The following is a 12,277-nucleotide window of genomic DNA, read 5'->3' on the forward strand; positions in this document are numbered from 1 at the left end:
CCGTGCGGGCTATTTCTGGTGCATGCTGGAACGGCCCCTTTTCATCGGTTCGGAAATCTACCGCGGCTCATCCTATGGTGCGCGCCATCCGCTGCGGGTGCCGCGGGTCTCCACCGTGATGGATCTGTCGCGCGCGCTGGGCTGGCTGCCGGGGGAGGTTTACGTGAACTCCCCGCGCGCCAAGCCTGCTGCGCTCACCATCTGGCACACGCCGGGGTATATCGCGGCCCTGCAGGCGGCGGAGGCGAAGCAAGACGTGAGCGCGGAGGTGCGGGCGCGCCATCGCATCGGCACCCTCTCGAACCCGGTCTTCCCTGAAGTCTTCCGCCGCCCGGCCACGGCTGCGGGCGGCTCGATCCTGGCGGGGGAGCTTCTGGCGCGGGGGGGCATTGTTTACAACCCGGCGGGCGGCACCCATCACGGGCTGCCGGACCGCGCCAACGGGTTCTGCTACCTGAACGACCCGGTGCTGGCGATGCTGTCCCTGCGCCATCACGGCGCGCGCCGCATTGCCTATGTCGACATCGACGCGCATCACGCGGACGGGGTCGAGCACGGGTTTTCGGGGGACGCAGACGTGCTGATGATCTCGGTGCATGAGGAAAACCTGTGGCCCAAGACCGGCAAGCTGGAGGAGGACGCGGACGGCTCGGCGCTGAACCTGCCGGTGCCGCGCGGATTCAGCGATGCGGAGATGGGGTATGTGCGGGAAGAGCTGATCCTGCCCGCGGTGGAGGCCTTTGCGCCGGATGCGGTGGTGCTGCAATGCGGGGCGGATGCGGTGCGGGACGACCCGCTGGCGCATCTTGACCTGACCAATAATGCGCATTGGACGGTGGTGAAGGCGCTGAAGGGTATGGCGCAGCGCTACCTTGTGCTGGGCGGCGGGGGCTACAACCCCTGGACGGTGGGGCGGCTCTGGGCCGGGGTCTGGGCCGCGCTCAGCGGGTTTGAGCTGCCCGAACGGCTTCCTCAGGAGGCGGAAGCGGTGCTGCGCGCCCTGGAGTTCAAGGGCCACAGCCTCGGCCGAAACCCGCCGGAGCACTGGTTCACCACCCTGCGCGACGCGCCGCGCCCCGCGGAGGTGCGGGACGTGATCCGGGAGCGGGTGGCGTATCTGCGGAAGCGGCGCGTGATTTGAGCCTTCTCCCCGCCCGGCCTTCAGCCGGGCCGGGCGCTGCCCTTAGTGGCAGTTACAATTTACTCCGCCCAGCGGATCGCGGTGAGGTCGATGGCGGCGGTGGGGGCGTTCTCCCACAGGCCTTCGAGCCCGGCCTTGGCGACGCCCAGCTTGGCGAGCTGGAACAGGTAGCCGTTCACGTAGTCCTTGGCGAGCATCTCCTGCGCCTCGCGCAGCAGGGCGTCGCGCTCATCCGGCGCGGTGGTGGCGTTGAGCCGGGCCATCAGCTCCTGGAACGGCTGGCTGTCGTACTGGAAGTAGTAGTCCGGCCGGGCATAGATGCCGATGTCCATCGGCTCGGTGTGGCTCACGATGGTGAGGCCGAAGTCCTTGCCGCGGAACACGGTTTCCAGCCACTGCGCCCATTCGACGTTGATGATCTCCGCCTTGATGCCAACCTCGGCAAGCTGTGCGGCGATGATCTCCCCGCCGCGGCGGGCATAAGATGGCGGCGGCAGGTGCAGCGTGGTCTCGAAGCCCTCGGCAAAGCCTGCCTCGGCCAGGAGCGCCTTGGCTTTCTCAAGGTCACGCGTGGACTGGCCGGTCAGGTCCACATAGGCCGGGTGGTGCGGCGCGAAATGGGTGCCGATGGGCGTGCCGTAGCCGAACATCGCGCCGTCGATGATCGCTTGCCGGTCGATCGCATGGGCCATCGCCTGGCGCACGCGGAGGTCGTCGAACGGCGGCTTCTTGTTGTTGGTCGACAGGATCGTCTCGCCCTCGGTGGAGCCGACGAGCACCTGGAAGCGGGGATCTGCCTCGAACTGGGGCAGGTTCTCGGGCGCGGGGAAGTTGTCGAAGGCGTCAATGTCGCCGGCCATCATCGCGGCAAAGGCGGCGGTGGGGTCGGAGATGAACTTGAAGGTGGCGGATGCCAGCGCAGGCGCCTCGCCCCAGTAGTCCGGGTTGCGCGCCAGCGTGATGCGGTCGCCCTGCACCCATTCCTGGAGCGAATAAGCGCCGGTGCCGACCGGGTTCGATTTGATGCCCTCGATGCTTTCGGGCGCGACGATCACCGCATCGCCCCAAGCGAGGTTGAAGAGCAGGCTGCCGTCGGGCTTGTCCAGCGTCAGTTTCACCGTCCGCGGGTCCAGCACCTCGACGCCGGTGATGCCTTCGAACAGCGCCTTCTGCGCGTTGGTGCTGTACTCCGCGCGGGCACGGTCGAGCGAGAACTTCACGTCCTCCGCATCCATCGCGCTGCCGTCGTGGAAGGTGACGCCCTCGCGCAGGGTGAAGGTGTATTCGGTCCCGTCCGCGGAGATTTCCCAGCTTTCCGCCAGCCCTGGCACCACCGAGCCATCGCCCATGAAGCGGGTCAGCCCTTCGAAGATGTTGGTGTAGACCACCGAGTCGATGGCCTGCGCGGCCGCGCTGGTCGGGTCCAGATGCGGCGGCTCAAGCTGCATCGCGATGGTGACGCTGTCCTTGGCCGCGGCGGTGCCCGCGATCAGGGCCAGCGCCGAACTGGCTGCCAAAACGAAGGATCTGAAGGCCATAAAACAATCTCCCTGAATGCTGTTTTCTGCCGGGCCCGGTCCCGTGCCGGGGCCGATTGGAAACGAGTTTCCCGTTTTCCCATGCGTAATCAAGGCCGGGAGGACATTTCGCGCACTGGAAGCGCGCCGCGTTAATTGATACTCCCGTGCGCAATCCGAACCGGGAGCAGGACCGACATGAGCGCGACAGCCAGGAAACAGGCGCCCAACGCCGAAGACATCCGAGCCCGCAAGGGCGGGGAGCCCTTGGTGAGCCTCACCGCCTATACCACGCCGATGGCGCAGGTGATGGACAAGCATTGCGATTTCGTGCTCGTCGGCGACAGCGTCGGCATGGTGCTGCACGGCCTGGCCTCGACGCTTGGCGTGACGATGGAGATGATGATCCTGCACGGCCAGGCGGTGGCGCGGGGCTTGAGCCGCGCGATGATGGTGATCGACATGCCCTTCGCCAGCTACGAGGAGGGCCCGGCCCAGGCGTTCCGCAACGCCGCCCGGCTGATGGCGGAGACCGGCGCTGGCGCGGTGAAGCTCGAAGGCGGGGTGGAAATGGCCGAAACCATCCGCTTTCTGGTCAAACGGGGCATCCCGGTAATGGCGCATATCGGCCTGACACCGCAGTCGATCAATACGCTCGGCGGCTACAAGGTGCAGGGCCGCGACACCCAGGCCGAGGCGGTGCTGGCGGATGCCCGCGCGGTGGCAGACGCCGGTGCCTTTGCGGTGGTGCTGGAGAAGGTGCCGCAGGGGCTCGCCGACCGGATCACCGCGGAGGTGGCGATCCCCACCATCGGCATCGGCGCCAGCGCGGGCTGCGACGGGCAGATCCTGGTGGTGGATGACATGCTGGGCTTCTTCACCGCCTTCAAGCCGAAGTTTGTGAAGCGCTACGCCGACCTCGGCCCCGCCGCGGAGGCCGCGATTGCCGAATACGCCGCCGAGGTGCGCGCCCGCAGCTTCCCCGCGGCAGAGCATGTCTTTGCCGACCAGGCCCCGGCCAAGGGATGAGTGCCGGCATGACCGCCCCGATCCTGCGCCGCCTCAGCGATCTGCGCGCGGCGACCGCCCAGTGGCACCGGGCGGGCGAAACCATCGGCCTCGTCCCCACCATGGGCGCGCTGCATGCGGGCCACCTGTCGCTGGTGGAGGCCGCAAAGGCCGCCTGCGACCGGGTGATCGTGACCATCTTCGTGAACCCGCGCCAGTTCAACAGCCCGGAAGACCTGGCGAACTACCCCCGCACCGAAAACCAGGACGCGGAGAAGCTCGCCCCCTATGGCGTCGACCTCATCTACGTGCCCGACCCGGACCAGATCTACCCGGAGGGCTACGCCACCAACGTTTCGGTCTCCGGCAGCGTCACCGGTGTGATGGAAGGCCCCAACCGGCCGGGCCATTTCGACGGCGTGGCGACGGTGGTCGCCAAGCTGTTCCTGCAAACCGGCGCGGACAAGGCCTATTTCGGCCAGAAGGACTACCAGCAGCTGATGGTGGTGCGGCGGATGGCGCGCGATCTCGACATCCCGATCGAGGTGGTGGGCTGCGAAACCGTACGCGAGCCGTCCGGGCTGGCGATGTCCTCCCGCAACCTGCGGCTTGTGCCGGAAGCGCTCACCCGCGCCGCAGCACTTCATGCCGCGATGACGGAGGCCGCGAAGGGCGCAGCTCGAGGCCAGAGGTGGGCGCCGTTGGAAGCCGCCGCGCGGCAGGCGCTGGAAGCGGCGGGATTTGGGGAGGTGGAGTATTTCGACCTGCGCTGCGCCGCCACGCTGGAAGCGCTCGACGCGCCCGCCCGTCCCGCCCGCCTGTTCGCCGCCGCCTGGCTCGACGGGGTGCGGTTGATCGACAATATCGAAGTTCCTCAACTAAATTCTTAGTAGGGACTGGCAGCGATAACAGTTTTGCGTTTATTGTCCCCAGTCAGAGGAGACTGGAGGGCAACGCATGACCTATATTCTGGCGATCGATCAGGGCACCACCTCGACCCGGGCAATCCTGTTTGACGACAGGATGCAGGTGGCGGGCGTGGCGCAGAAGGAATTCACCCAGCACTACCCGAAGGCGGGCTGGGTCGAGCATGACCCGGAGGAGATCTGGTCCTCCACCGTGGAGGTCTGCCGAGAGGTGATGGCGGAGAAGGGCGTCGAGGCCGCCGATCTGGCCAGCATCGGCATCACCAACCAGCGCGAAACTACCGTGGTCTGGGAGCGCGAGAGCGGCAAAGCGGTGCATAACGCGATCGTCTGGCAGGACCGCCGCACCGCGAAGATCTGCGAAGCCCTGCGCGAGGCGGGCCACGAGGAAGTGGTTGCGGACCGCACCGGGCTGCTCTTGGATCCGTATTTCTCCGGCACCAAGGTGAAGTGGATCCTCGACGAGGTGCCCGGCGCGCGCGAGAAGGCCGCGGCGGGGGAGCTGATGTTCGGCACCGTCGACAGCTTCCTGATCTGGCGTCTCACCGGCGGGGCCGCGCATGTGACCGATGCCACCAACGCCGCCCGCACGCTGATGTACGATATCCGCAAGGGCCGCTGGAGCAGCACCATCTGCGGCCTCCTGGACGTGCCGATGGACATGCTGCCCGAAGTGAAGGACTGCGCCGCCGACTTCGGCACCACCGACGCGGATATCCTGGGCGGCGCGGTGCCGATCCTGGGCGTCGCCGGCGACCAGCAGGCGGCCACCATCGGCCAGGCCTGTTTCACGCCCGGCATGATGAAATCCACCTATGGCACCGGCTGTTTTGCGCTCTTGAATACCGGGGACGAACCGGTGGTTTCAAAAAGCCGGATGCTCACCACCATCGCCTATCAGCTGGACGGCAAGCCGACCTACGCGCTGGAAGGCTCGATCTTCATCGCCGGCGCCGCGGTGCAATGGCTGCGCGACGGGCTGGGGATCATCGGCAAGGCCAGCGAAAGCGGCGTCTTGGCGGAGAAGGCCGATCCGAACCAGGACGTGATCCTGGTGCCCGCCTTCACCGGCCTTGGCGCGCCCTACTGGCAGCCGGACTGCCGCGGCGGCATGTTCGGCCTCACCCGCAGCTCCGGCCCGGCCGAGTTCGCCCGCGCGGCGCTGCAGAGCGTTGCCTACCAGACCCGCGACCTCTACGAGGCGATGCGCGCCGACTGGGAGGACGACAGTCACAACACGGTGACGCTCAGGGTCGACGGCGGCATGAGCGCCAGCGACTGGGCGATGCAGAGCCTCGCCGACTTGCTCGGCGCCGCGGTGGACCGCCCGGTGATGCAAGAGACTACCGCGCTCGGTGCCGCCTGGCTTGCGGGGATGCGGGCTGGGATCTATCCGGACCAGGCGGGCTTTGCCGAAACCTGGCGGCTGGACCGCGAGTTCAAGCCGCAGCTCGATGCGGAGGCCCGCGAAGCCGCCTATGCCCGCTGGCAGCGCGCCGTGCAGGCGGTGATCGGTGTCTGACCCGGCTGAGGCGGCGGCCCGAGGCATGTGCCGGCATCATTGATGCCGGCGGCGGGAGCGCCCCGGTCAGCCGAGGCGTGCACCTTCCGGGATGGTGCGGGGACGGGCGTTGAGCTCGGCAATCGAGAACCCCGCGATAGATTTGTACCGGGCGGCGTGCGCAGCCAGCTCCTCGTGCGGGATCACCGTGCCGATGTCGCCGAATTCACCGCCGCAAAGATCCTCGACTTTTTGCAGCACCGCATCCGGACCGCCGCCGGCGCGGTTGGCGAGGCCGACCGCAGTGGTGAGCGGGCGGACTTCCGCCTCGTACGCCTCGAACGCCGCCGAAGAAATCCCGTGCTCCAGCAGCTTTGCCCCCAGCACCCTGGCATCGACGATCGCCTGGCTCGCGCCGTTGGAACCGACCGGATAAGTCGGATGCGCCGCATCGCCCATCAGGGTGACATTGCCCCGGGTCCAGTGCGCGAGCGGGTCGCGGTCCACCATCGGGTACTCGAAAACCGTCTCCGCCCCGCGGATCAGCGCGGGCACGTCGATCCAGGAGAAGCGCCAGTCCTCGAAATCGCCCGCGAAATCCGTGATGTCCGCCGGGCGGTTCCAGTCCTCGCGCTGCCAGGGCGTGGCGGGGTCGAAGCTCTTTTCCGCGATCCAGTTGATCGTCGCGCGGCCCTCCTCGTCCGCTTGCGAGATCGGGTAGGCGACCAGCCGCAGGTGATCGTGCCCGATCATCGCCATCGCGCCGCCGCCGAAGAAGGCGGGCGCCCAGGTGGTGGCGCGCCAGAGGATGCGGCCGTTCCAGATCGGGGCGCCCTCATCCGGCTGCATCTGCGCGCGCAAGGCCGAGTGGATGCCGTCGGCGGCCACGACCAGGCGGCCTTCGGCGCGGCGGCCGTCCTGCAGGACCAGAGCGGCACCTTCCGCGCTGGTCCCGAACCCGCTCGCCCGCGCCCCGGTGGTGATGCAGCCGGGACCGGCCCGGTCCAGCAGGGTACGGTAGAGCATCATTTGCAGGGCGCCCCGGTGCACGGAGAACTGCGGCCAGGAATAGCCCGCATCCATACCCCGCGGTTCTTCCCAGATCGTCTTGCCGCGCTTGCTGTAGAAGCCGAGCTGCCGGGTGCGGACACCGATGGCATCCAGCTCTGCCTCCAGGCCAAGGTCGAACAGCTCCCGCACCGCATTGGGCTGCAGATTGATGCCCACGCCCATCGGCCGCAGCTCCGCGGCGGCCTCGTAGATATGAAAGGGCACGCCGATCTGGTGCAGGGTGAGGCCGAGGCTAAGCCCGGCGATGCCGCCGCCGGCGATCAGAATGGTCATGATAAGCGTGCCTCCCTTTTTGCGGCCGAAGAACAGCACAGACCCTTTCCCGGGGCAAGCGCCGAGAGCGAACGGACCGCAGCCGTCCGCGAGCGGGGAGAAAGGCGGCGGTCCGCTCAGCGGCGGCCGGCGATGATGAGGTCGGGGCCGAAAATCACGTCGGCATAGCTGCGCAGGTAGATCTTGAGCCAGGGGGTGAACCGCTCAGGATGGCGTTGCACCTCGGCCAGAAGGTCGTGGTAGTCCACCCAGCGGGTGTCCATCACCTCCTCCGGGTCAGGGGCCAGCCGCAGCGGCCGGTGGGCGTGGGCGAGGAAGACATCGACCGCCTCGTGCTCGACCAGGCCGTTGCCGACATCGGCGCGGTATTCCAGGTGGTGCCGGAACTCCGGGTAAAGCCCGGTGATGCCAAGCTCCTCGCGCATCCGGCGCACCGCACAGGCGGCGGGCTGCTCCTGCCACATCGGGTGGGTGCAGCAGGTGTTCGCCCAGAGTCCGGGGGTGTGGTACTTGCCCATGGCGCGGCGCTGCAGCAGGATCTCAACACCTTTCACCACAAAGACCGAAACCGCCTTGTGCTTCAGCCCCCGCTCATGCGCGGCAAGCTTGTCTACCGGTGTCAAATCGCCGTTCACCCAGGCCGGGATCAAATGGCTCATGTTCTACCCATGACGGTTCAGACGCGGCGGCAGGCTTCAGACGGCCGCGCGGGTGCTTTTTAGGGCTAGCGTTACGGGGCCGCGAAAGCAATTACACGAAAAGCCGCGGCGCTTTTGCCGCGGCTTTGAGGAAACGCAGCAGTCCCCTGTTCAGTTCGTGGCCTCAGCTTCGCTTTCGCCAGCAGCTTCGCCGCCCTCTTCCGGGGCCGGGCCGTGGCCGGCGAGGAAGGCGTAGATGTCTTCTGCGCCCTTGTTCAGGCGGAAGGACATTTTTGACTTGGCCTTGGAGTCTCCGGTGTACTCGCGCAGGAAAGCGCGCGGATCGGCGGTGTAGGCAACGAAATTTTCCTCGGTCCAGGTCAGACCGGATTCGCCTGCGGCGACAAGATCGTCGCCGTATTTGAAGCCCTCGACGGTGCCCGCAGTGCGGCCAGCCACGCCCCAGAGATTGGGCCCGGTCTTGCCGCCCTTAACGATCACGTCACCGCTATCGGAGGTGATCGTGTGGCACGCCTTGCATTTGTTGAACCCCTTTTCACCCTCGGCCGGGTCGCCTTCGGCGAGGACCGGCGTGGCGAGAAGACCGAGAATGGCGGCTGAAAAGAGAGGTTTCATATTGCTTGCTCCGGTTTATGAGTTGGCAATCAGACATGTGGGCGATCCGTCCGGATAGTCAACGGACAGTTTGACGCGCAGCGGTTGGGGTGCCCCAGGACAAGGGGATGGAGGGCGCTGCGGCTTTAGCCAGATCAATCGGGGGACCAGCAGGGGAGCAGATCGCCGGGCGCGGGGCGGGCGAGGCAGACCGCGCGCGCGATGGCGCGGGAGAGGCAGAGTGCGGCAGCGTGGCAGAGATCGCCAAGCTCGCCTTCGTCCATGGGGCGGGCGCCGGTGCTGGCAGCAAAGACCAGATCGCCGTCGCCCGGTGCATGAGCGGGCACAATGGCACGGCCGATGCCGTCATGCGCGGCAGTGGCAAGACGCTGGCATTCCGACTTGCTCAGCGCGGCGTCGGTGGCGACAATGGCAATGGTGGTATTGGCGCCCTCCGGCGGGATTGGCACCCCCGCCGCCAGCGCCTGCATCGCGGCCAGCTTGCGGCTTTCGAGGCGGCGTCCAAGCCCCGCGTCCGGGTCCGGGCCCAGTCCGCCGAATTCGCCGCCGATTTCGAAGGGCGCGGACCAGAAGTGGCGGTCCCCCGGAGTTGTCGCCGCACCCATCGGGTTGGCCGCGACCAGTGCCCCGACAGTGGCGCCGCTGTCCAGCACCAGCGAGGCCGAGCCCAGGCCGCCCTTGAGCCGTGCCGTCAGCGCCCCGGTGCCTGCACCGGCGGTGCCAAGGCCGAAGTCCGCGCCAGCTGCCTCGAAGGCGGCGCGGCCAAGGGCGCGGTACGGGTTTTCCGCCCAATCCTTGGCGCCGCCGTTCAGCAGATCGAACAGGATGGCGCCGGGCACGAGCGGCACCCGTGCCGGTCCCACAGGGTAGCCGCGCCCCGCCGCCCGCAGCCCCTCCATCACCCCGGAGCAGGCATCAAGCCCGAAGGCCGAACCGCCGGAGAGCACCAGAGCGTCGATTTGCGCCACCGATTTGTCGGGCGCCAGGAGATCAGTCTCCCGCGTCCCCGGCGCGCCGCCCATCACCTGCACCGCCGCGGTGAAGGGGGCGTCCGCGGTCAGCACAGTGGTGCCGGATTTCAGCGCGTCGTCCTCAGCATTGCCGACCAGAATGCCGGGCACGTCGGTGATCAGATTCTTCGCTCCGGGATGCATGCCTATTTCTTTCCTGGGATTATCGGGACGCCCGCTGGTGCGGGCAGCCTCCGGCGGGGGTATTTGGGGCCAGAAAGGGGCGCCGGATTCAGATGCAGCGGCCGCCGTCCACTTCCATCGCAACGCCGGTCACCATGCTGGCCTCATCGGAGCAAAGGAAACAGGCGGCGTTGCCCATGTCCTCGGGGGTGGAGAAGCGGCCGAGGGGAATGGTGGAGAGAAACTTTGCGCGCATCTCGGGAGTGTCTTCGCCCATAAAGGATTTGAGAAGCGGGGTTTCCCCGGCCACCGGGTTGATCGCATTCACCCTCACACCGTGAGGGGCGAGTTCGACCGCCATCGTTTTCGTGGCAGTGATCATCCAGCCCTTGGAGGCATTGTACCAGTTGAGGTTGGGCCGGGGCGAGACTCCGGCGGTGGAGGCCACGTTGAGCATGACGCCGGACTTGCGCGCTTTCATATGCGGCACCAGAGCGCGGGCTGTCAGGTAGACGGCTTTCATGTTGACCTGGAAGACGCGGTCGAAATCCTCCTCGGAGACCTCTTCCAGCGGTTGCGGCAGGTGGGTCACGCCTGCGTTGTTGACCAGAATGTCGAGATGGCCGAAGGCGGCAAGCACAGCCCCGGCCATTGTGTCCACAGAGGCCGCGGAGGCGACATCGGCCTGCTGAGCGATTGCGGTTCTGCCGAGTTCCGCTGCGAGTTCCTCAGCCGCTGCGCCGTTGATATCGGCGATCATCACCCGGGCACCTTCGGCAACGAACTTGCGCACGATGCCCTCGCCAAATCCCGACGCGCCGCCGGTCACCAGCGCTGTTTTTCCTGTGAGCCGCATGTATCCTCCTCCCGCTTGTTTTGGCGCTACCTTGAGGGCGGCGCGGCGCGGGGGCAAGTCAGCGGATCAGTCGGGGTCGATTTTTCCGCGCGCCGCCTTCACCGCACTGCGCTGCTTCTTGGCCTCCAGCCGCCGCTTGACCGAGCCGCGGGTGGGCTTGGTGGCAATGCGGCGCTTGGGGACCACCAGAGCCTCGCGCACCAGCTCGGCCAGGCGTTCGCGGGCGATGTCACGGTTTCTTTGCTGCGAGCGGGTCTCGTCACACTGCAGGACGATCGCTCCCTCCTTGGTCCAGCGCCGGCCGGCGAGGCGCTTGAGCCGGGACTTGACGGCGGGCGTGAGCGCGGGGGAGCGGGCAGCCTCAAAGCGCAGCTCAACCGCGGTGGCGACCTTGTTCACGTTTTGCCCGCCCGGTCCGGAGGCTCGGATGAAGCTTTCAGTCAGTTCCCAGTCCTGCAGGGCAATCTTGTCGGTGATATGGAGCATGGCGGGACGGGCGGACCAGGGGCTTTCAGGCGGGGCTTCGCAAAATTCGAAAGGGCTGCCCCCTGACGTGGAAACAGCCCTTCGAGATGATAGGAGGTGCACCGGTTAGGCGAGCACCAATTCAGAGTTCAAACGCGCCAAGGGCTGCCTCGGCCGCACTCCTTCTGAACTGTTCCGGCACTGCTCTCCATAGCTTCTCTAGACAATGGGCACCTCCTTTCTGAATGTTTCGTGTGACTTCAGCCTGCCACAGATTCGGTTAATGTCAAAACAAAATCATGTGGCGGCTTGGGTGAGAGTACGCACGATGATGCGGAAAGGCACAAGGGCGAGCAGGGCGAGGGAGAGTTTCACCATCCAGTCGGCCACTGCGAGCGACACCCAGAGCGGTGCGACCGGCCCGGTTCCGAGGAGCGGCAGCATCTCGTTGGCCCAAGAGACATCGTTGGAAGGCTCCAGCGCAGTGAGGCCCGCGGAGAAAGCAAGGGTGAAGAAGATCGCGGTATCCACGGAGGAGCCGATCAGGGTCGAGGCCAGGGGCGCGCGCCACCAGCGGCCCTCGCGCAGGGCAGAGAAGACCGCGACGTCCAGCATCTGGGCGGTCAGGAAGGCGAGGCCGGAGGCAAGCGCGATGCGGAAGGTCACAGCAGGATAGGTGAAGCCGTCGCCCTGAAGCATCACCTGCGTGCCGGCCAGCGAGCAGGCCACGCCCACGATGAAGCCGGCCATGACCACCTTGCGGGCAGCGGCGCCGCCATAGACGCGATTCATCACATCGGTGACGAGGAAGGCGACGGGATAGGTGAAGGCGCCCCAGGTCAGCCACTGGCCGAACAGGAACTGCACCAGGATGTTGGAAGCCACCACCACGGCGGCCATGGCAAGAATGCCAGGAAGATGAGAGCGGTTCATATTTGATCCGTTTTTAGCAAGGTCGCGGAGACTTGTTCCGCAGCGGCGGAAGACCGCCGTCCATAAACCGCGCGGTGCCTCTAAGCAAGGTTCAGCCGCTGCGCATGTCTGGCGGAGGGGAGGGCCGGGAACTCCCGCGGGAAATGCGCCAGGCGTGGTTGCGCCGGGTGCCGCTGGCG

General features: G+C 66.9%; 12 protein-coding genes. 4 read left to right on the forward strand and 8 right to left on the reverse strand.

Features of this window, described 5'->3' with window-relative positions; genetic code table 11:
• Window positions 1-22: 22 nt before the first annotated feature.
• Complete coding sequence (locus ACOHWE_RS07185; RefSeq protein WP_420665280.1) at window positions 23-1,141, forward strand: acetoin utilization protein AcuC; 1,119 nt, start codon at window positions 23-25, stop codon at window positions 1,139-1,141.
• Between the two features lie 59 nt (window positions 1,142-1,200).
• Here the strand turns inward: ACOHWE_RS07185 and ACOHWE_RS07190 are convergent, their stop codons facing one another.
• Entirely contained in the window at window positions 1,201-2,679 is a 1,479-nt protein-coding gene (locus ACOHWE_RS07190) for an ABC transporter substrate-binding protein (RefSeq protein ID WP_420665281.1), read from the reverse strand.
• 177 nt (window positions 2,680-2,856) lie between these two features.
• On the opposite strand from ACOHWE_RS07190, the gene panB reads away from it, so the two are divergent.
• The 3 genes from panB (at window position 2,857) to glpK (ending at window position 6,114) form a co-directional block, all read left to right on the forward strand.
• Window positions 2,857-3,687: a 3-methyl-2-oxobutanoate hydroxymethyltransferase gene (gene panB / locus ACOHWE_RS07195; protein ID WP_420665283.1), complete on the forward strand. Its 831-nt coding sequence runs from the start codon at window positions 2,857-2,859 to the stop codon at window positions 3,685-3,687.
• 8 nt (window positions 3,688-3,695) lie between these two features.
• On the forward strand, window positions 3,696-4,556 hold the full coding sequence (panC, locus tag ACOHWE_RS07200; RefSeq protein ID WP_420665285.1) for a pantoate--beta-alanine ligase: 861 nt from the start codon (window positions 3,696-3,698) through the stop codon (window positions 4,554-4,556).
• Between the two features lie 67 nt (window positions 4,557-4,623).
• Window positions 4,624-6,114, forward strand: coding sequence for a glycerol kinase GlpK (glpK, locus tag ACOHWE_RS07205; protein WP_420665287.1), 1,491 nt, complete (start codon window positions 4,624-4,626; stop codon window positions 6,112-6,114).
• A gap of 66 nt (window positions 6,115-6,180) precedes the next feature.
• On the opposite strand, the gene ACOHWE_RS07210 is transcribed toward glpK, so the two are convergent.
• The 7 genes from ACOHWE_RS07210 to ACOHWE_RS07240 all read right to left on the reverse strand — a co-directional run bounded on the left by ACOHWE_RS07210 (window position 6,181) and on the right by ACOHWE_RS07240 (window position 12,098).
• Window positions 6,181-7,437 (reverse strand): flavin-dependent oxidoreductase, encoded by a 1,257-nt coding sequence (locus ACOHWE_RS07210; RefSeq protein WP_420665288.1) that lies wholly within the window; start codon window positions 7,435-7,437, stop codon window positions 6,181-6,183.
• A 116-nt stretch (window positions 7,438-7,553) separates the two neighbouring features.
• Window positions 7,554-8,096 (reverse strand): isopentenyl-diphosphate Delta-isomerase, encoded by a 543-nt coding sequence (idi, locus tag ACOHWE_RS07215; RefSeq protein WP_420665290.1) that lies wholly within the window; start codon window positions 8,094-8,096, stop codon window positions 7,554-7,556.
• 150 nt (window positions 8,097-8,246) lie between these two features.
• Window positions 8,247-8,711 carry a c-type cytochrome gene (locus ACOHWE_RS07220; RefSeq protein WP_420665291.1) on the reverse strand — a complete coding sequence of 155 codons (465 nt, stop codon included), beginning with the start codon at window positions 8,709-8,711 and terminating at the stop codon, window positions 8,247-8,249.
• A 134-nt stretch (window positions 8,712-8,845) separates the two neighbouring features.
• Entirely contained in the window at window positions 8,846-9,865 is a 1,020-nt protein-coding gene (locus tag ACOHWE_RS07225; protein WP_420665293.1) for a P1 family peptidase, read from the reverse strand.
• An 88-nt stretch (window positions 9,866-9,953) separates the two neighbouring features.
• On the reverse strand, window positions 9,954-10,700 hold the full coding sequence (locus ACOHWE_RS07230; protein WP_420665294.1) for an SDR family oxidoreductase: 747 nt from the start codon (window positions 10,698-10,700) through the stop codon (window positions 9,954-9,956).
• Between the two features lie 66 nt (window positions 10,701-10,766).
• Window positions 10,767-11,186, reverse strand: a complete 420-nt coding sequence (gene arfB, locus ACOHWE_RS07235) for an alternative ribosome rescue aminoacyl-tRNA hydrolase ArfB (protein WP_420665296.1) — start codon at window positions 11,184-11,186, stop codon at window positions 10,767-10,769.
• Between the two features lie 276 nt (window positions 11,187-11,462).
• Window positions 11,463-12,098: a queuosine precursor transporter gene (locus tag ACOHWE_RS07240; RefSeq protein WP_420665298.1), complete on the reverse strand. Its 636-nt coding sequence runs from the start codon at window positions 12,096-12,098 to the stop codon at window positions 11,463-11,465.
• Window positions 12,099-12,277: the final 179 nt, after the last annotated feature.

Source organism: Cribrihabitans neustonicus (assembly GCF_048820895.1).
In the GTDB taxonomy this organism is placed as follows: domain Bacteria; phylum Pseudomonadota; class Alphaproteobacteria; order Rhodobacterales; family Rhodobacteraceae; genus Cribrihabitans_A; species Cribrihabitans_A neustonicus.